At 71.3% G+C, this 20,776-nt stretch carries 5 protein-coding genes and 1 pseudogene; 2 read left to right on the top strand and 4 right to left on the bottom strand.

What is annotated here, in order from left to right:
- Window positions 1-222: 222 nt before the first annotated feature.
- Window positions 223-1,704: an aldehyde dehydrogenase family protein gene (locus tag ACYVKL_RS09420; RefSeq protein WP_379168408.1), complete on the top strand. Its 1,482-nt coding sequence runs from the start codon at window positions 223-225 to the stop codon at window positions 1,702-1,704.
- Window positions 1,705-1,728: 24 nt separating this feature from the next.
- On the opposite strand, the gene ACYVKL_RS09415 is transcribed toward ACYVKL_RS09420, so the two are convergent.
- Window positions 1,729-2,970, bottom strand: a complete 1,242-nt coding sequence (locus tag ACYVKL_RS09415; protein WP_379168406.1) for a TetR/AcrR family transcriptional regulator — start codon at window positions 2,968-2,970, stop codon at window positions 1,729-1,731.
- Between the two features lie 130 nt (window positions 2,971-3,100).
- On the opposite strand from ACYVKL_RS09415, the gene ACYVKL_RS09410 reads away from it, so the two are divergent.
- Window positions 3,101-3,889 carry an enoyl-CoA hydratase-related protein gene (locus tag ACYVKL_RS09410; protein ID WP_379168403.1) on the top strand — a complete coding sequence of 263 codons (789 nt, stop codon included), beginning with the start codon at window positions 3,101-3,103 and terminating at the stop codon, window positions 3,887-3,889.
- 9 nt (window positions 3,890-3,898) lie between these two features.
- Here ACYVKL_RS09410 and ACYVKL_RS09405 read toward each other — a convergent pair whose 3' ends face one another.
- The 3 genes and pseudogenes from ACYVKL_RS09405 to ACYVKL_RS09395 form a co-directional block, all read right to left on the bottom strand.
- The gene (locus ACYVKL_RS09405; protein ID WP_379168401.1) at window positions 3,899-5,152 is read right to left on the bottom strand and encodes an Nramp family divalent metal transporter; all 1,254 of its coding nucleotides are present in this window, start codon (window positions 5,150-5,152) and stop codon (window positions 3,899-3,901) included.
- Window positions 5,153-5,281: 129 nt separating this feature from the next.
- On the bottom strand, window positions 5,282-6,274 hold the full coding sequence (locus tag ACYVKL_RS09400; RefSeq protein ID WP_379168399.1) for an alpha/beta hydrolase: 993 nt from the start codon (window positions 6,272-6,274) through the stop codon (window positions 5,282-5,284).
- 287 nt (window positions 6,275-6,561) lie between these two features.
- A pseudogene (locus ACYVKL_RS09395) lies at window positions 6,562-20,583 on the bottom strand (amino acid adenylation domain-containing protein); the annotation flags it as partial.
- Between the last annotated feature and the right edge of the window lie 193 nt (window positions 20,584-20,776).

Below are 20,776 nucleotides of genomic sequence, written 5' to 3'. Positions count from 1 at the left end.
GGCCGTGATGTTACCGGCGCACCGGGAAGCAGGCCGTTTCTTTGCCGAAGCAGCGAATATCAAACTGTGCCCTTGGTCACAAACCGAGGGGTCGCCGAATAGCCGCTGATCCAGGCGCAGACCGGGCGGTATGCGTCGATTTCGCAACCTTGTCGCATCTGCGCCTCGAACCATAGTCTGGCCTTGGGGGGAGAGACATTCACAGGCCACGAGAGGTTGACCATGGCCGAGTCGGCGCAGCCGGCAGCGGGACGCGCCGGCGCGCGCAGATCCAAGGTACTGACGTCCTACGACCCGAGAACCGGGGAAGTCGTGGGCGAATACGCGGGCATGGGCGCAGGCGAACTCACCCGCACCGTCCGCTCCGCCCGCAGCGCCGAACAATGGTGGGCGGCACTGGGATTCGACGCCCGCAAACGCTGGCTGCTGGATTGGAAACGCAGTCTCGCCCGCGGTACCCGCGACCTGGTGGAACTCATCAGCCGCGAGACCGGCAAGCCGCGCATCGACGCCGCCATCGAGGTGACCCTGGCCGTCGAGCACCTGGATTGGGTTGCGCGCCACGCCGAACGAACGCTCGGCCGCACCACCCGGCTGGGCGCGTCGCTGCGCCGGGAATCGACCGGCACCATCGGCTATCTGCCGCTGGGCGTCGTCGGCGTGCTGGGCCCCTGGCACAATCCCGTTCTCACCCCGATGACTTCGATCGCCAGCGCGATGGCCTCAGGCAACGCGGTGGTGTTCAAACCCAGCGAACTGACCCCCGGCGTCGGCGCCTGGCTGGCCGACACCTGGAACCACCTGGCCCCGAATCAACCTGTGCTACAGGTGGTCACCGGCGACAGCGGCACCGCCGCCGCGCTGTGCCGCGCGGCGGTGGACAAGCTCGCCTACGCCGGCTCCGGGGCGGGTGCGCGCGAGGTGGCCGCGCTGGCCGCGGAGGCGTCCACTCCCCTGGTCATCGAGCCGGGCGGGCGGGGTTCGATGGTGGTCCAGGTCGACGCCAAACTCGATGCCGCCGCCGCGGCCGCGGTGTACGGCGCGATGGCCAATTCCGGTCAGCAGCCCGCCGGGGTGCAGTGCGTGTACGTCGCCGATTCGGTGTACGAACCGTTCCTGGAGCTGGTCGCCGATCAGGCCCGGCGATTGCGGCCGGGCGCGGACCGGCGGGCCTCCTACGGCCCGATGATCGTCGACGCCCAGATCGAGCTGGTGCGCCGGCAGGTGCGCGACGCGGTCACCCGGGGCGCGCGGCTGGTGGTCGGCAGTCTGGAATCGATTCGCGAGCCCTATATCGAGCCGATCGTGCTGACCGAGGTGCCGCAGGTCAGCGCCGCGGTCACCGGTGAGGCCGTGGGGCCGGTGCTGGTGGTGAATCGGGTGGCCGGCATGGACGAGGCCGCCGACCGGGTGAACGCCGCCGAGAAGCCGCGCACCGTCTCGGTTTTCACCCGCGATGTCCGTTCGGTCCCGGAGTTCGCGGCGCGGCTGCGCAGTGAGTTGATCACCGTGAACGCGGCCCCGGTCTACGGCGTCAACGGGCCCGGCCGGATTCGCGATCCGCGCACACTGCGCGAATTCACCCGGCCGCAGACCATCACCGAGAAGCATCCGCCGGACCAGATCACCTCGGGCGCCTTCGAGAAGCATCCGCGCCGGTTGCGGGTGGCCCGGGCGCTGTTCCGGATGCGGCACCGGGTCTGAGGCGAGAGCGCCTGCCGCCGAGGACTATTCGGCGGCGGGCACGCCCAGCAGCACCGCCCGCATGAGCGCGCTGACCCGGGCCAGGTTCTCCGGCCGCCCGTCGAAGCGGATGCGGCGGCCCACATCGATGACCTGCGCGATGGCGGCGTGCACCCGGAACCGGGCCTCGACCTGATCGCCGTCGAGCAGGTTGGCCCATTCGAGCACGTTCTGCCGCTGCACCGAGCGCAGCCGATGCTGTTCGGAGGCGGGCAGATTGGAGAATTCGGAGAAGTAGACGGGCAGGATCTCCGGCATCGCGAAGGTCATGCGGGAGAAGCGGTCCGCGATCCGCACGGCCGCGTCGGCCCGGCTGGTGGCCTCGGCCAGCGCCTCGTTGTTGGCGATGGCGACGCGTTCGCCGGTGCGGTGGAAGGCGGCGGCGAGCAGGTCGGCCTTGCTGGCGAAGTAGCGGTAGACGCTGGAGGCGTTGATGCCGGCCGCCGCGCCGATCTCCTCGATGCTGGCCTCGTGGTAGCCCTGCCGGCCGAAGATGCGGATGGCCTCGGTGAGCAGCTGTTCCCGCTTGGAGATGACGGGCAGTCCGCGAACCAGCGGTTCGCCGGTGGCCGGGGCGGGCGCGGGCGGCAGCTCGCAGCGCAGGATGTCCCAGCACACCTCGGTGAGCAGGTTGATCAGCCGGGTGGTGGACAGCGCGGTGCGGTGCGCGGTGATCGATCCGATGGCGCTGAGCAGGGCGGCGGCCCGCAGCTGGGTGTCGGCGGGGTCGGCGTCGGGGTACAGCGCGGCGATGGCGGCGGCGACGGTGTCGTGCAGTTCGGTGTAGACGACGCGGATGCGGGCGCGGTCCTCGCGTTCCAGGTAGCGGCGTTCCCAGCGGTACAGCCCGCCTTCGCGGCGCACGTCGATGGTGTACTCGGCGATGCCGCGGATCAGCGCGGTGAGTCGTGGTTCCGGTTCCAGGGCGGGATTGTCGGCGGCCTGGGCGGCGGCGAGCAATTGCTGCGCGCCCATTTCGGCGGCGGCGACCAGCAGCGCGTATTTGTTCCGGAAGTGGCGGTAGAGCGCGGGGCCGGAGATGCCGACCTCGGCGGCGATCTCGTCCACGCCGACGGGGTGGTAGCCGCGTTCGGCGAAGGCCCGGGCCGCTACCCGGACGATTTGGGCCTTGCGGTTCTTGGGGCGGCGGCGGGGGCCGGACTCGCCCTCGGGAGTACCGGCCGGTCGCCCGGTAGCGAGGGCGGCCTCGCTGCGATCGGCGACCATACAGTTTCTCCTTCTCGATGACACCGGCTGTTGACAGTGCCGGACGAACGCTCCTAAGTTAACCACAATTCGCAAAGGCGGATACACAGCCTGCGGCAACGCGGCCGCATATATATCTGGGGAGCGCCCGATGACCACGACCACGCCGGGGTACACCGCCATCAGGGACGGGCGCGTCCTGCGCATCACCATCACCAACCCCAAACGCAAGAACGCGCTCAGCTACGACACCATGGCCGGATTGGGCGACACCGTGCTCGCGGCATCCGCCGACCCGGCCGTCCGGGTCATCGTGCTGACCGGAGAAGGCGGCGACTTCTGCACCGGCGCGGACCTGGCCTCCGCCCCCGGTGAGAAGGAACGCGGCATCACCGCCGAGATGACCATGGACGTCGCCAACCGGATGATCAAAGCCATTGTCGACGCGCCGATTCCGGTCATCGCGCGGGTCAAGGGCGCGGCCGCCGGGGTGGGCGTGGCCTTCGCGCTGGCCGCCGATCTCACCTATGCGGCCGAGGATTCCTACCTGCTGCTGGCGTTCATCAATATCGGCCTGATGCCCGACGGCGGGGCGGCGGCCATGGTGGCGGCCGCGGCCGGGCGACCGCTGGCTGCCGAGATGGCGTTGCTGGGTGAGCGGCTCCCGGCGCGAAAGGCGCTCGAGCACAGCCTGATCGCGGGCGTGTACGCCGAAGCGGAACTGGACGCGAAGGTGGAGGCGGTGATCGCCAAGCTGGCGCACGGCCCGCGGCGGGCGCTGGAACTCACCAAGCAGGCCCTCAACGCGGCGGCCCTGACCTCGCTCGATGCCGCACTGGCCGCCGAGAAGACCGGTCAGTGCGAACTGCTGGGCTCGGCCGATTTCGCGGAGGGCGCGACGGCCATGCTGCAGAAGCGCAAGGCCGTCTTCGCCGAATAGCGGCCGGCGTCAGCCCTTTCCGGTGGCCGTCAGGTAGATCAGCACCACGTTCAGGGTGGTGATGATGGCGGCCACCAGCCAGGCCAGTCCGGTGGTGACACGGTGATTGACGTTCTCGCCCATGAGTTCCGGGTCGCTGGTGAAGCGGACCAGCGGGATGAGCGCGAACGGGATCCCGAACGACAGCACCACCTGCGAGATGATCAGCGCCCGGGTGGGATCGATGCCGAGCGCGAGGACCACCAGCGCGGGAATCAGCGTGACCACCCGGCGCACCACCAGCGGAATGCGGCGGTGCAGCAGGCCCTGCATGATCATGGCGCCCGCGTAGGCCCCGACCGAGGTGGACGCCAGTCCGGAGGCCAGCAGCCCGACCGCGAGCAGCAGCCCCGCCACCGGACCGAGCACGTCCTGCACCGCGGCGTGCGCGCCCTCGATGGTGTCGACGCCCTCGCGGCCACGCAGCGTCTTGGCGGCCATCAGCAGCATGGCCAGGTTCACGGTGCCGGCGAGCAGCATGGCCAGGGCCACGTCGTAGCGGGTGATGCGCAGCAGGCGGTTTCGCACCGCACCGACCTCGGGGTGCCCGTGCCGGTCGCGGGCCATGCCGGAGTGCAGGTAGACCACGTGCGGCATGACGGTCGCGCCGATCATGGCGGCGGCCAGCAGCACGCTGCCGGAGCCGTCGAAGCGGGGTATCAGGCCGGCGGCGGTGCCCGATGCCGAGGGCGGTGAGATCACCACGGAGGCAAGGAATCCGATGGCGATGATGCCGAGCAGTCCGGTGATGACCCGTTCGAAGGGCCGCTGTCCGCGGTGGTTCTGGATGAGCAGCAGGATCATCGAGACGAAGCCGGTGACGATGCCGCCGGCCATGAGCGGCAGCCCGAAGAGCAGGTTCAGCGCGATGGCGCCGCCGACGACCTCGGCGAGATCGGTTGCCACGGCCACGGTCTCGGCCTGCGCCCAGTAGCCGATCCGGATCGGGCGGCTCGCCTTGGCCCGCACCACCTCCGGCAGCGAACTGCCGGTCACCAGGCCCAGTTTGGCGGACAGGAACTGCACCAGGCCGGCCATGATGTTGGCCATCACCACGACCCACACCAGCAGGTAGCCGTATTGCGCGCCGGCGCTGATGTTGGAGGCGACGTTGCCGGGATCGACGTAGGCGATGGCGGCGACGAAGGCGGGGCCCAGGAGCACCGACGCCGACCGCGCTCGCTGGAACTTACTGCCGCGCTGATCGGCCACACTGGTACTCACAGGAAGAGTTTAAGGGTTCCCGAACTTTTTGTTTAGCCCCTCCGACCAAGTTGTGACCGCAGCCATAACGGCAACAGCCCGGCACCTTTCGGTGCCGGGCTGTATCGCTTTGTCCGCGTGGACTTTCGGCTAGATGCCGAGGCCCTGGGCCAGCAGCGGCCAGGAGGTGATGAACTCGTCGTTCCAGTAGCCCCACGAGTGGGTACCGGTCGGCCGGAAGTTGTAGGTGGCCGGGATGCCCAGCGAGTTCAGCTTGTTCGCCAGGTTGTGGCTGCAGAAGTTGGTGCCCGCCTCGATGACGCCACCGATGATCATCTGGTTCGCCAGGCCGTAGGCGCCGGGCAGCGCGTACGCGCCGTTGAGGGTGTCGTACTGGCCGGGCAGACCGCTACCGGAGGAGATGTAGAGGTTGATGCCACGCAGCTTGTCGGCGTTGACGACCGGGTCGTGGGCCGCCCAGTCGGGCGAGTTCGCCGGGCCGTACATGTTCTCCAGCTTGCCGCCGCCCCAGGTCTCGACGGTCAGGCGCATGAACTCCTGGCCCTGCGGGTCGGCCATCTGTGCGCAGCCGGAGTAGGCGGCGACGGACTTGTACAGGTCCGGCTTGGCCTCGGCCAGGGTGAGCACCGTGGTGCCGGAGGTGGAGATGCCGGCGATGGCGTTGACGCCGTTGGTGCCGAGCGCGGCGTCGATCAGCGGGGGCAGTTCCTCGCTGAAGAACGTGGTCCACTTATTGCGGCCCAGGGTCGGGTCGTCGTTGTTCCAGTCCTGGTAGTAGGACCACTTGCCGCCGATGGGCTGGATCACGTTGACGTTCTTGTCGGCGAGGAAGCCGTTGACGATATTGGTCTTCTTCACCCAGGAGGCGTCGTCCTGACCGCCGCCCGCTCCGTTGAGCAGGTAGAGGGTCGGGCGCGGGACCGAGGTGTCGGCGGGCCGCTGCACATCGACCGGGTAGGTGGCGCCCATGGCCGCGGAGTAGACGTAGAGCCGGATGTTCCGGTCGTCCTTCATCTCGGCCTTGGTGATCTTGGAGCCGTCCGCCGAGACCGGATCGGCCAACAGCTTCTTGCCGTCGATGATCGGGTCAGCGGAGGCCGCACCCCCACCGACACCGGTCATGAGACCGGTGAGAACCGCTGTGGCAGCTAGGAAGGCCGCGGCTCGTGCCCCGCGCCGCCCGTTCCGGACATGTCGACGAATCAATGTTTCGCACCTTCAGCTCGTGTCGCATCTTGAATGCCGTGCTGGTCGGAGACCACGCGGTCCGGGATTCCGGTTGTCTCGACCCCCGACAGACCATACGGCTTATCCCATCGCCGCAACAGCCGCAATGTTACGGGCGGGTCGCGCGACGGTACCCATCGGCCCGCCGCGCGTCACCCATTCGTTTCCCTGCTGTGTCCCGTTCAGCGCCCGTGCTCGGCGAGTCCCGCCAGCGCCTGCACCCAGCCCTCGACGAGCTGTTTGACCTGGTCGAGGGTCAGCACCGCGCCGACGAAATCGAAGCGGGCCACCAGTCCGTCCTGGCTGGTGTCGACGGTGACGTCGAGGTACAGGTCGGCGGCGACCGGTTCCGGGTAGACCTCGGCGGGCCGCAGGTCGCGGTAGCGGAAGCCGATGCGGCCCAACGGGAGCACCGCGATCTCCGCGACCGTCTCCGGGTTCAGGTACCGCAGCAGCCCGAAACCGACACCCCGCGAAGGCACCTCGCGCGAGAGGTCACGGATCTGCTCGATGATCGAACCCGCATTCGGTCCGCCCGACCGCACCTCGGCGAGGTCGAGACCCTCGAGGCGCAGCGGGAACGGATAGTTGGTGCTGAACGCGCCGACCGTGCGCACCCCGTCGCCACCGGCGGGGATGCGGCCGTCGGCGATCAACCGCACCACCGAACCCAGTGTGTCGCGCAGTGTTTCGGACTCCGGGTCGAGCAGGGTGGCGGCCAGCGCGGTCAGCAGCACGTCGTCGATGCTGGCGCCGTAGCGGCGGGCGACGGCGTCGACGGCCGCCGCGCCGTCACCGGTGATGGCGACCGAGACCCGGCCGCGGCTGCCGGAGTCGGCCTCGCCGAGCACCAGGTCCGGGGACACGCCCTCGGACACATTCGCGAGCGCCTCACGCCACCAGTCCAGTTCGTCGACGGTGACCGGGTCCACGGCCCGCTCGGCGAGCGCGCGAGCGATGCCGTGCGGGTGCGCGTCCGCGCTGGGCGGGGTCGCGTGACCGCCGGACCAGGACGCGGTGAGGTCCTCGATGACGGTGCGCCACGACGCGTCGTCCACGACCAGGCCGTTGGCGACCACCACCAGCACGGCGGTGGGCCGGTCCTGCGGGTCACCGGCCGGGGCCGCGCCCTCGACCAGCACGAACCGCATGTTGTAGCCGCGTTCGGGGTCCAATTCGGCTGCGGCGGCGTGGATCACGGCCTCGATCGGGTCGCCGACCGCCTCCACGTTCGGGTCGATCTGCCACACCACGGCGGCGCCGCGCGGCTGCACCGGCGGAATGTCCAGCGCCACCGTGTCGCCGTCGCGGCGCATGCGCGCCCACAGGCCCGGATGCCGGTCCAGCAGGCCCGCGACCGAACGGCGGACCCGGGTGCCGGAGGTGCCGGCGGCGATGTCGAGGGTGATGGCCCGGACCCAGATACCGGACGGCTCCACCTCGAGCAGGCCGATGGCTCCGGCCGGCAGCGGCGACACGTCGCCCACCGCGCTGAGCGCGGGGCCGCTGGGCCTGGTGACCGGGGTCCCGGCCGGGATAGCCGACTCCCCCGCCGGGGCGGCGGGCGTACCGATGCTCGAATCCGGTTCGACCACAGGCTGATCCGGCGCGTTGGCGTCCTGCGTTGCGGCAGAGTTCATTTCGGCCGCCACCGGCGCATCGTCGCGCGCCGAGGCGGACTCGGTGTCCCCGCCGAGACGGAAGGCCACGTCGGGCTCGGATGCGGCGTCGCGCTCCGGCGCTGCCTGACTCGCGGGCGCCACCGGATCGTGCAGCTTGACCGGCGGCGCGAGGTCCTCGGGCCGGATGATCGGCAGCACCTGGGTGATGGCCCAGTCGTCGCCGCTGTCGAACGGTTCGGCACGGTCCACCGGTTCGGGGCGGGCCACCGGCTCCGAACTGACCAGAGCCGCACCGCTGTCCAGGGACTCACGGCCGGCCACCGGTTCGGCGCGGTGCGCGGCGGCGTCGTCCGCCGGTTCACCTCGGTCGGCCTGCTCGATCAGTTCGGCCAGGCGCGGGCCGATGACGGCGAACGCTTCCGGGGTGCACATGAGCTGGTGGCGGACCGGCACCGCGTGTTCGGCGATGCGTCCGGTGACGTAGGGCCGCCAGTCCTCGGAGCTGTGCGGTTCGCCGTCCTCGCGGCCGAATTCGGCGGCGAACAGGTCCATGCGGGCGTCGAGCACCGAATGCCGGTAGCTCGCACCGAGTTCCACGGTGCGGACCGCGCCGCGGTACATGCGGCGCAGCCGGTCGACGGTGAGCACGGCCAGTTCGGCGGGGATGGCGGCGTGCAGCGCGTGCAGCGCCTCGTCGCTGAGGTCCTGCAGGTCGCCGGCGGGCAGCGCGTCCTCGCCGACGCCGAATTCGGCGAACTGCGCGCGCAGATCGTCACGGAAGCTGTCGAATTCGGCGCCGGGGTAGGCGTCGAGGACGGCCACCAGGTCGACTTGCTGTCCGGCGGCCCGCAGTTCGGTGGCGATGGCGTGCGCGAGCACGCCGCCGAGGGAGTAGCCGAGCACCCGGTACGGGCCCTCGGGCTGGACCTCGCGCATGGCCTCGATGTAGCGCTGAGCGACTTCGCTCAGCGAGGCGGGCCGGTAGTCGTCCTCGGTGAGGGCCGGTGACTGCAGGCCGTAGATGGGCTGGTCGTCGGGCAGGAATCGGGACAGTCCGGCGTAGGGCCAGGCCATGCCGACCATGGGCGGCGCGCAGAACAGCGGGGTGCGGGTGCCGGTGGCCCGGATGGGCAGCAGCACGCCGAGCGCCGAGTCGGCCGCGGCGTCGTAGTCGTGTTCGTCCTCGAGCGCCGCGGTGATGCGGGCGCTGAGCCCGGCGACCGTGGGTTCGGTGAAGAACCAGGAGACCAGCACCTGGGCCCCGGTCAGTTCGCGCAGCTTGGCGACGATGCCGGTGGCCAGCAGCGAGTTGCCGCCGATGGTGAAGAAGTCGTCGTCGACGCCGACCCGTTCGAGCCCGATCGCCTCGGCGAAGGCCGTGGCCACCGTCGCCTCGAGCGGGTTGCTCGGGGCGCGGTATTCGCCTTGCCGCAGTTCGGGTTCCGGCAGGGCCTTGCGGTCCAGCTTGCCGACCGGGGTGAGCGGCAGTTCGTCGAGGACCACGATGGCGGCGGGCACCATGTGCGGGGGCAGGGTGCGGGCCGCGTGCTCGGTGAGCAGATCCGGGTCGGGCGAGTGGCCGGGTGCGGCCAGCACATAGGAGACCAGGACCGTGACGCCCGCGTGGTTCTTGCGGCCGACGGTGACGGCGAAGTCGACGCCGGGGTGGGTGGCGAGCACGGCGTCGATCTCGCCGAGTTCGATGCGGAAGCCGCGCACCTTGACCTGGAAGTCGGAACGGCCGACGTAGTCGAGTTCCCACTTGGTCTGCGGGCTCGCGAGATTGCCGTCGCGCAGGTCGGGTTCGGCGTACCAGCGGACCACGTCGCCGGTGCGGTACATGCGCGCACCGGGTTCGCCCCACGGGTTCGCGACGAACCGTTCGGCGGACAGCGCGGCCCGGTTGCGGTACCCGCGCGCCAGCGCGCCGCCGCTGAGGTACAGCTCACCCGCGACGCCCGGCGGCACCGGGTTCAGGCGCGAGTCCAGGACCAGCGCCGACATGCCGTGCACCGGCGAGCCGATGGTGATCTGGCGGCCCGGCTCCAGCTGCGCGTAGGTGGAGATGATCGTGGTCTCGGTGGGCCCGTACGCGTTGTGGTAGACGCGATCTCCGGTCTTCCACTTGGTCACCAGTTCCGGCGGCGTCACGTCGCCGCCGACCGACACCACTTCCATCTGCGACTGGCCGGCCGGGTCGACGGTGCCGAGCACGGCGGGGGTGACGATCGTGTGAGTGACGTTCTCGCGGCGCATGAGTTCGCCGAGTTCGGGTCCGCCGAGGATCTCCCGGGGCACGATCACCAGGGTCGCACCGGTGGAGAACGCGCAGATCCATTCCAGCACCGAGGGATCGAAGCTGGGTGAGCAGATGTGCAGCATCCGGTGCTCGGGATCGAGGCCGTAGAGGCCGGTCGCGTAGTCGCTGAGGCCGCCGAGACCGGCGTGGGTCACGGTGACGCCCTTGGGCATTCCGGTGGAGCCCGAGGTGTAGATGACGTAGGCCGGGTTGGCCATCCGGATCGGGGCGATGCGGTCGGCGTCGGTCACCGGTTCCGGCGACTGCGCCGCGCACCGGCGGTCGGTGACGGCGTCGTCGAGGCAGAGCCATTCCACCTCGCCGGGCAGCCGCGGTTCGAAGGCCTTGGCGGTGATGCCGATGACGGCCCCGGAGTCGGACACCATGTGCCGCACCCGATCCGGCGGGTAGGACGGGTCGACGGGCACGTGCGCGCCACCGGCCTTGGCGATCGCGAGCACCGCGGCCACCATCTCGAACGAACGCGGGAAGGCCACGGCGACCGCCTGTTCCGGGCCGACGCCGTGCGCGATGAGCACTCGCGCCAGCTGCGTGGAGTAGTCGTCGAGTTCGCCGTAGCTGATCGAGTGGCCGCGGTAGCGGATGGCGACCCGGTCACGGCCCAGCGCCACACCGCGGGTGAGCAGCTCGGGCAGCAGCGCGGTGGCCATGACGTCGTCGCCGTGCACGTGGGTGAGCAGTTCGTACTCGTCGCCGTCGAGCAGCGGGAGATCGCCGATGGCGGAGACCGGCTGGTCCACGATGGCGACCAGCAGGCGCAGGAAGCGCTGCGCGAACACTTCCACCGTGCGCTCGTCGAAAAGGTCACGGGCGTAGGTGAACACGGCGTGCATGCCACCGTCGTCGCCGCTGTCCTTGACGGTCAGCGACAGGTCGAACTGTGAGGTCTGGATGCCGGAGTCCAGGGCCGAGATCCGCAGTCCGGGCAGTTCGAAGTCGCCGTCGGGGGTGTTCTGGAAGGCCAGCATGACCTGGAACAGCGGGTTGCGGGCGGTGGAGCGCTCCGGGTTGAGGACCTCGACCAGCCGCTCGAACGGCAGGTCCGCGTGGGCGAAGGCCTGCAGGTCGTGTTCCTTGGTGGCGGCGAGCAGTTCGTGGAAGCGCAGGTCGCCGTCAACATTCAAGCGCAGCACGAGGGTGTTGACGAACATGCCGATGACGTCGTCGAGGGCGGCCTCGCCGCGGCCCGCGACGGGCGTGCCGATGGCGATGTCGTCGGTGCCCGAGAGCCGCGCCAGGAAGATCGCCAGCGCGGCGTGCACGACCATGAACAGGGTGGCGTTCTGCTCGCGGGCGATGCGCGCCAGGCCCTGCTGGAGTTCGGCGTCGATGTGGAAGGGCACCAGGCCGCCGCGGAAGCTGGACACCGGCGGGCGCGGGTGGTCGGCGGGCAGGTTGAGCTCGTCGGGCAGCCCGGCCAGCGCGGTGCGCCAGTAGGCGGCCTGCTCCGAGATCAGGCTCTGCTCATCGGTTTCCGAGCCGAGCACGGTGCGCTGCCACAGGCTGTAGTCGGCGTACTGGACGGTCAGCGGCGTCCAGGCGGGCGCCGCACCGGCGGTGCGCGCGATGTAGGCGGTCATCAGGTCGCGGGCGAGCGGGCCCATGGACCAGCCGTCCGCGCTGATGTGGTGGGCGACCAGCACGATGACGTGGACGTCGGGTTCGACGCGGAAGAGCCGCACCCGCAACGGGATTTCGCCGGTGACGTCGAATCCGGCGGTCAGCAGGGCGCCGATCAGGCCGGGCAGGTCGGCGGCCGCGGCGGGTTCGGCGGTCAGGTCCGGGGCCGCCTGCTCGGCGGGCAGCACCACCTGGTGGGCGACGCCACCGGTCTGCGGGTACACCGTGCGCAGCGTCTCGTGGCGGGCGACCAGATCCGTGACGGCCTGCCGCAGCGCCTCGACATTCAGCTCGCCGTCCAGGCGCAGGGCCAGCGGAATGTTGTATGCCGTTGCGGCGGTGTCGAACTGGTTGAGGAACCACATCCGCTGCTGGGCCAGGGAGAGCGGCACCAGTTCGGGGCGCGGCCCCGCCACCAGCGGCGGCCGGCGACGGCCGCCCGAGGCCGACACCCGCAGCGCCAGTTCGGCGACCGTGGTGGCCGCGAACAGGTCACGCAGCGTCAGCCCGGCCTCGAGCGCGGTGTTGACGCGGGCCACCACCTGGGTGGCGACCAGCGAATTGCCGCCGAGGGCGAAGAAGTCGTCGTCGAGTCCGATCGGCCGGTCCAGGCCGAGCACCTCGCCGAAGACGGCCGCGATGCTGACCTCTTCCGCCGAGACCGGCGCACGGAACTCGCGCGCCTCGAATTCCGGTGCGGGCAGGGCCCTCCGGTCGAGTTTGCCGTTGGCGTTGACCGGCATCGCGTCGAGCACCACGGTGGCGGCGGGCACCATGTAGGACGGCAGCCGGGCGGCCAGGTGCGCGCGCAGCGCGTCCTGGTCGATGACGCCCGCGGCGGGCACCACGTAGGCGGCCAGCAGGTCGCCGGTGTGCTCGGACGAGTGCAGCACCACCACGGCCTGGTCCACGGATTCGTGCGAGGTGAGGGCGGCCTCGATCTCGCCGAGTTCGATGCGCAGACCGCGCAGCTTCACCTGGAAGTCGCTGCGGCCCAGGTAGACCAGTTCGCCGTCGGCGTTCCACTTCACCAGGTCGCCGGTGCGGTACATGCGTTCGCCGCGGCCGAAGGGGCTGGCCACGAAGCGTTCCGCGGTCAGGTCGGCGCGGCCGACGTAGCCGCGCGCGAGCTGCGCGCCCGCCAGGTACAGCTCGCCCACCAGGCCGGGGGCGACCGGGTGCAGGCGGGCGTCGAGCACGTAGGCGCGGGCGTTCCAGACCGGGCCGCCGATCGGCACGGCCCCGGACACCTGGTCGGCGACCGCGGCGGCGGTGGCGTGCACGGTGAATTCGGTGGGCCCGTACAGGTTGTGCAGGGCCGCCGGGCTGATCGCGCGGAAGGCGTCGACGGCGTCGGAGGTGAAGGCCTCACCGGCCACCAGCAGCGCCCGCAGCGAGCTGAGCCGCTCCGGGTCGGCGCTGCCGGCGAACACGCGCAGCATGGACGGCACGAAGGAGGTGATGGTGACGCCGTGCGCGGCGATGACGTCGGCCAGGTACTGCGGGTCGCGGTGGCCGTCGGGGGTGGCGACGACCATGCGGCCGCCGGTGGTCAAGGGGCCGAACAGTTCCCACACCGAGACGTCGAAGGTGGCGGGGGTCTTGAACAGCACCACGTCGTCGCGGCCCAGCCCGTATTCGCCGGTGATCCAGCGGATCTGGTTCACCGCGGCGGCGTGCGGCACCGCGACGCCCTTGGGACGGCCGGTGGAGCCGGAGGTGAAGATGACGTAGGCGGTGTGCGCGGGACGCAGCGGCGCCCGGCGTTCGCCGTCGGTGATCGGGTATTCCGAGTAGCCCGCCAGGACGGCGGTGTCGACCTCGATCACGCGGCGCTCGCCGGCGTCGAAGCTGTCGCGCGAGGTGGTGAGCACGCACACCGGGTCGGCGGTGTCGAGCACGTGGGCGACGCGCTCGGCGGGCTGGTCGGGATCGAGCGGCACGTAGGCGCCGCCCGCGGCCAGCACCGCGTAGGCGGCGGTGACCAGGTCCAGCGACCGCCGGATGTGCAGGGCCACCAGCGATTCCGGTCCGACGCCCTCGGCGATCAGCCGGCGCGCCAGGCGGTGCACGCGCGCCGCGAACTCGGCGTAGGTGACCCGCTCGCCGCCGCTGGCCACCGCGATGGCCTCGGGGGTGCGCAGCACCTGGGACTCGAACAGCGACGGCAGGGTGGCGCTCGACGGGTACGGCCCGGCCGTGAGGTCGACGGTGGTGGCGTTCCAGTCCGACAGCACCCGCTGGCGTTCGTCCACGGCCAGCAGGTCGAAGTCGCCGACGGCGCGTTCGGGGTGGGTGGCGGCCGAGACCAGGGTGCGGCGCAGGCGCTCGGCCAGCCGGTCCATGGTGTCGGCGTCGAACAGGTCGGTCGCGTAGGTGAAGGCGGCCGAGATGCCCTGGGCCACACCGTCGGCGGAGGTGCGCTCGACCAGGGTCAGGTCCAGGTCGAACTTGGCGACCGGCACGGTCAGGTCGACGTCGGAGACGGTGACGCCGGGCAGCTCGAACACCGCCGGAGTCATGTTCTGCAGCGTCATCGACACCTGGAACAGCGGGTGCCGGGCCTGCGAGCGCGGCGGATCCAGCAGTTCCACAATGCGTTCGAACGGGGCGTCGGCGTGCTCGAAGGCGGCCAGGTCGGTGCGGCGGACCGCGGTCAGCAGTTCGGCGAAACCGGCGTTCGGGTCGACCTCGGTGCGCAGCACCAGGGTGTTGACGAACATGCCGATCAGCTCGTCCAGGGCGGCCTCGCCGCGGCCCGCGATGGGCGCGCCGATGGCGATGTCGCGGGTGCCCGACACTCGCGCCAGCAGCACCGCGAAGGCGGCGTGCAGCACCATGAACAGGGTCGTGTTGTGCTGCTGTGCAACCCGGTTCAGGGCGGCGTGCACGTGCGGGTCGATATCGAAGACGTGCACGGCGCCGCGACCGGAGGCCACGCCCGGCCGGGGGTGGTCGGTGGGCAGTTCCAGCTGGTCGGGCAGTCCGGCCAGGGCGGTGCGCCAGTAGTCGAACTGGCGGGCCAGCGGCGAGGCGGGATCGTGTTCGTCGCCGAGGCTCTCGCGCTGCCACAGCGCGTAGTCCGCGTACTGCACGGGCAGCGGCGACCAGTCGGGCTCCTGCCCCTGCATGCGGCCGAAGTAGGCGGTCATGAGATCGCGGGTGAGCGGGCCGCCGGAGAAACCGTCACCGGCGATGTGGTGGACCACGCACACCAGCACGTGATCGTTGTCGGCCAGGCGCAGCAGGCGCAGCCGCACCGGCGGGGCGAGGGTCACGTCGAACGGCGCGAACGCCGCCTCCGAGACCACCTGCGCCACTTCGGCTTCGGTGACCTGCGCGACCGGCAGCGACGGCATGGCGGCGGGCGCGTCGACGGGCAGGATCACCTGGTGGCCGACGCCCTCGTGCTCGGGGTAGTAGGTGCGCAGCACCTCGTGCCGGGCCACCAGGTCGGCCACGGCGTCGCGCAGCGCGGGCACGTCCAGCGGTCCGGTGACGCGCAGCGCCGTCGGCAGGTTGTAGGTGGCGGCCTCGGTGTCGAGCCGGTTCAGGAACCACATGCGCTGTTGCGCGTAGGACAGCGGGATCAGCTCCGGCCGCGGCATCGGGCGCAGCGGCGCCACCTCGACGGCCGAATCGGCCAGGGCGGCCAGCGAATTCGCGAGCTCGGCGACGGTCGGGTGCTCGAACAGGGCGCGCACCGGCACCCGGGCGCCGATGGCGGTGCCCAGACGGGCCACCACCTGGGTGGCGTTGAGCGAGTTGCCGCCCAGTTCGAAGAAGTCGTCGTCGGCGCCGACACGCTCGGCGCGCAGCACGGTCGCGAAGATCTCGGCCACGGTGCGCTCGGCGTCGGTGGCGGGCTCGCGGTACTCGCGGGCCTGGAGCTCCGGCGCCGGCAGCGCCTTGCGGTCCAGCTTCCCGGAGGCGTTGAGCGGCATGGCCTCGAGCCGCACCACGGCGGAGGGCACCATGTAGGACGGCACGGATTCGCGGGTGTGCGCGAGCAGTTCGGCGTCGGTGACCTGGGCGTCGCCCTCAGGGACGATGTAGGCGACCAGCCGGTCGCCGGTCTCGGCGCGGACCAGCGAGACGGCGGCGCGGTGCACGGCCGGGTGGCCGAGCAGCACGGTCTCGATCTCGCCGAGTTCGATGCGCTGTCCGCGCAGCTTGATCTGGAAGTCGCTGCGGCCCAGGTATTCCAGGGCGTGGCCGGCGCCGGAGGAGACCCAGCGGACCACGTCGCCGGTGCGGTAGAGCCGCTGCCCGTCCTGGTGCGCGACGAAACGCTCGGCGGTCAGCGCGGGCGCGCCGAGGTAGCCGCGCGCCAATTGCACACCGGCCACATAGAGTTCACCGGCCGCGCCGAACGGCACCGGCCGCAGCTGCCGGTCCAGCACCAGCACGCGGGTGTTGGCGACGGGGCCGCCGATCGGCACCGCGACGCCGTGGGCGTGCTCGCCCGGGTGCGCGGTGACCACGGTGGCCTCGGCCGGGCCGTACCAGTTCACCAGCTGCGTATCCGGCAGCGCGGCGGCGAAGGTCGCGGCGCTCTCCGCGGTGAGCGCCTCACCGGCGGCGAACACCCAGCGCAGCGAGGGATGCCGCCGGTCGGCCGCGTCGAGGTAGGCGTCGAGCATGGACGGCACGAAATGCACCGAGGTGACGGCGTATTCGTCGATCGTGCGCGCGATATAGGCCGGGTCGCGGTGCCCGTCCGGTTCGGCCACCACGACGGCCGCACCGGTCTGCAGGGGCCAGAACAGCTCCCAGGTGGAGATGTCGAAGGTGATCGGCGTCTTGTGCAGCACCACGTCGCCGGGGCGATGCGGGTAGGTGCGCTGGGCCCAGCGGAACTGGTTGGCCATCTGCCGGTGCGTGATCATCACGCCCTTGGGGCGGCCGGTGGAGCCGGAGGTGTAGATGACGTAGGCGGCGTTGTCCGCGCGCACCGGCGCGGGGGCCACCTCGACGAACTGGTCCGCGCCCGCGAGCGCGTCCACGAAGAACAGCGGTACGCCCGAGGCGGTTTCGAAGTCGTCGGCGGCGCGGGTCAGCACGCACACCGGCGCGGAACCGGCCAGCACGTATTCGTTGCGCTCGGCCGGATGATCGGGATCCACCGGCACGTACGCGCCGCCGGACCGCAGCACCGCGTAGACGGCCACGACCAGGTCGAGGCTGCGCCGCATGGCCACGGCCACCCGGGATTCCGCGCGCACGCCGCGCAGGGTGAGTTCCTGCGCCAGGCGGCGCGAGCGGGCGTCCAGCTCGGCGTAGGTCAGGGTGGTGCGGTCGTAGATGACGGCCGGGGCGTCCGGGGTCTTCGCCACCTGGGCGTCGAACAGCGTGAGCAGTGTCGAATCGTCCAGCAGCGCGGGCACTTCGGTGGCGTTGACGGCGGCCAGTTCGCGGCGTTCACCGTCGAGCAGGGCGTCGATCTGCGACACCCGGGCGCGCGGGTCGGCGGCGATGCGGGTGAGCAGCGCCGACAGGCGGTCGGCGATGGCCTGGGCGGCCGCGGGTTCGAACAGGTCGCGCAGGTACTTCACGCCGAAGCTGAGACCCTTGCCGCGCGGCTGCACCATGACGGTGAGCGGGTAGTGGGTGCCGTTGACCGCGGACGCGCCGAGAATGCCGGCGCCGTCGATGGGCGCGGCGGCGTCGTCGAGGGACTCCTCGTCCACCGGGAACGACGCGAACACCACGATCGAGTCGAAAAGCCCGTCGACGCCGGCGATCTCCTGGATCTCGCCGAGCCCGACATAGTGGTGGTCGAGCAGGGCGGCCTGCTCGTCCTGCAAGCCGCGCAGCACCTGGGTGAGGGTGTCGCCGGCATTGAGCCGCACCCGCACCGGAATGGCGTTGAGGAACAGGCCGATCATGGTCTCGATGCCCGCCAGCTGCGGCGGCCGGCCGGACACGGTGGCGCCGAAGACCACGTCGTCGCGGTCGGTGCTGCGGCCGATGAGCAGACCCCACGCGGCCTGCACGACGGTGTTGAGGGTGACGCCCGCCTCGTGGGCGACCTTGGTCAGGGTGGCGGTGTCGGCCTCCGACAGCGCGAAGGTGACTTCGCCGATGCCCGAGGTGATCTCGCGGGACGGGTCGACCGCCGCCAGCGGGGTCGGCTCGTCGAATCCGGCCAGCGTCTCGCGCCAGGCGTCGCGGGCCGCCCCGTGATCGCGGGCGGCCAGCCAGGCCAGGTAGTCGCGGTAGGGGCGCACCGCCGGAATCCGCGAGGCGTCGCCGTCGGCGGCGTACAGCAGCAGCATGTCCTGCACGAGCAGCGGCATGGACCAGCCGTCGATGAGGATGTGGTGGCTGGTGACGCACACCCGGTACCGGTCCGCGGCGGTGCGGAACAGGGTGATGCGCAGCAGCGGGTGCGCGCCCATGTCGAAGTGGCCGGCCACGTCGAGGGCCATCAGCCGGTCGGTCTCGGCGAGCGCCTCGGCGGGCTCCCGGTCGCTGAGATCCAGGTACTGCCAGGGCAATTCGACATCGTCGAGAATGATCTGCAGCGGATTGCCGACGCCGTCCTCGGCGAACACGGCCCGCAGGTTCACGTGCCGTTCCAGCATGGCGCGGGCGGCGGCGTGCACGCGCTCGACGTCGATCTCGCCGGCCACGTCGAGGGCGAACTGCACCATGTAGGCGTCGACCGAGGACTCGGCCAGCCGGGCGTGGAACAGCATGCCCGACTGCAGCGGCGTCAGCGGCCACACCTCGGCCAGGTTCGGGTACTGCTCGCGCAGCCGAGCCTCGTCGGCGGCGTCCAGTTCGACCAGCGGTCCGGTGGCGAGTTCCTCGGCGGCGGAGGCGTTCTCGACCGGCACCGCGACCTCGGCCAGCGCGGCCACGGTGCGGGCGGCGAACATCTCGCGCGGCTTGAAGCCCAGGCCCCGGGCGCGGGCCCGCGACACGATCTGGATGGCGGTGATGGAATCCACGCCGAGACTGAAGAAGTCGTCGTCGAGGCCGACCCGATCCAGGTGCAGCACCCCGGCGATGACCTCGGCCACGGCCTGCTGCGCGGGGGTTTCCGGCGCGCGGTATTCGCCGATCGCGAGCTGCGGTTCGGGCAGCGCGCGGCGATCCAGCTTGCCCGCGGGGGTCAGCGGGATCTCGTCGAGCTCGATGATGGTGGCGGGCACCATGTGCGCGGGCAGCGCCCGCTCGGCCAGCTCGTCGAGCTGCGCGGTGTCGATCGAATAGCCCGGGGCGGCATGCACGTACGAGACCAGTGCGGTGGCGCGGCCGTTCACCTCGTGGCCGACGGTGACGGCGAAGTCGACGGACTCGTCGCCCGCCAGCACGGCGTCGATCTCGCCCAGCTCGATCCGCAGGCCGCGGATCTTGACCTGGAAGTCGTTGCGGCCCAGGTATTCCAGCTCACCGGCGGCATTGGCGCGCACCAGGTCGCCGGTGCGGTAGAGACGGGAGCCGTTGTCCTCGAACGGGTTCGCGACGAAGCGGGACGAGGTCAGTTCGGGGCGGGCGTGATACCCGCGGGCCAGCAGCGCGCCGGCGATGTAGAGCTCACCGGGGGCGCCGGCCGGAACCGGCCGCAGCCGCTCGTCCAGCACGTGCGCGGTGGCGCCGCGGATGGCCGCGCCGATGGTGACCGTCCGGTCCGCGACGAGCGGATCGGAGATATTGGTCGCGATGGTGGCCTCGGTCGGGCCGTAGGCGTTGTGGAAGCGACGCCGCACCGCGGGGCTCGACGACCAGCGGCGCACCAGTTCGGGCGACACCGCCTCGCCGCCACCGACGATGGCCTCCATGCCCGCCAGCTGCTCGGGGTCCAGCGAGGCCAGCACCGACGGCGTGATCAGTCCGTGCGTGACGCCCTCGCGCGCGATCAGCGCGCCCAGTTCCGGACCGCCGTACACGTCGGGCACGGTGACCACCAGGGTGGCGGCCGCGCCCAGGGCCATCAGCAGTTCCATGATCGAGGCGTCGAAGGACGGGGTGGCGACGTGCAGCACCCGCGACTCCGGGCCGATCCCGAACCGCTCGCGCATCTCGGCGGTCAGTGCGGCCAGGCCGGTGTGGGTGACCACGACGCCCTTGGGCAGACCGGTGGAACCCGAGGTGTAGATGGCGTAGGCGGGGTGCTCGGCGCGCAGCGGGCGCACCCGGTCGGCGTTGGTGACCGGTTCGGCGGAGTAGGTGCCGGCGGCGGCGAGGAATTCGTCGGTGTCGATGTCGAGCCACGGCACGGCCGCGGGCAGCCCGGACCGGGTGTCGGCGACGGTGAGGCCGAGCACCGCCCCGGAGTCGGTGACCATGTGCAGGACGCGGTCGGCCGGGTAGCTGGGGTCGACGGGGACGAAGCCGGCGCCGGTCTTGGCGACCGCCCAGACCGCCACCACGGACTCGATCGAGCGGCGGATGCCGACCGCGACCAGGTCCTCGGGGCCGATGCCGCGGGCGATGAGCAGCCGGGCCAGCCGGTTCGAGCGTTCGTCGAGTTCGCCGTAGCCGAGCGCGCCCAGGGCGGCGTCGGCGTCGGCGAGGACGATGGCGGTGCCGCCCGGGTTGGCCTCGACCGCGGTAGCCATGAGTTGCGGCAGGGTCGGGGTGTGCGGTCCGCGGCGGGTCCGGGTGGGGCGTACGCGAGCGGTGCGGGTCATGCCACGACCACCGAGAGCTCGTTCTTCCGGTCCCCGACCACCCGAATCATGCAGCTTGTCCTCATCCTGTCCGTGTTGCTCTACCGCCGTGTGCACCGAAGAAGTTCATCGGATCCACACAGGCCTCGTTACTCGGCCACCAAGGAGTATTCAGCCCTGCGAGCGGGACGGCCACTCCGGGAGGTCAGCCGGT

Source organism: Nocardia tengchongensis (assembly GCF_054781395.1).
Note: the sequence above shows the minus strand (reverse complement) of the source record. Positions and strands in the feature narration are given on the sequence as shown.

Excerpts from the sequence above, each read along its gene's own strand:
- ACYVKL_RS09420 (WP_379168408.1), top strand. The coding sequence starts at position 223 with ATGGCCGAGTCGGCGCAGCCGGCAGCGGGACGCGCCGGCGCGCGCAGA.
- ACYVKL_RS09415 (WP_379168406.1), bottom strand. The coding sequence starts at position 2,970 with ATGGTCGCCGATCGCAGCGAGGCCGCCCTCGCTACCGGGCGACCGGCC.
- ACYVKL_RS09410 (WP_379168403.1), top strand. The coding sequence starts at position 3,101 with ATGACCACGACCACGCCGGGGTACACCGCCATCAGGGACGGGCGCGTC.
- ACYVKL_RS09400 (WP_379168399.1), bottom strand. The coding sequence starts at position 6,274 with ATGACCGGTGTCGGTGGGGGTGCGGCCTCCGCTGACCCGATCATCGAC.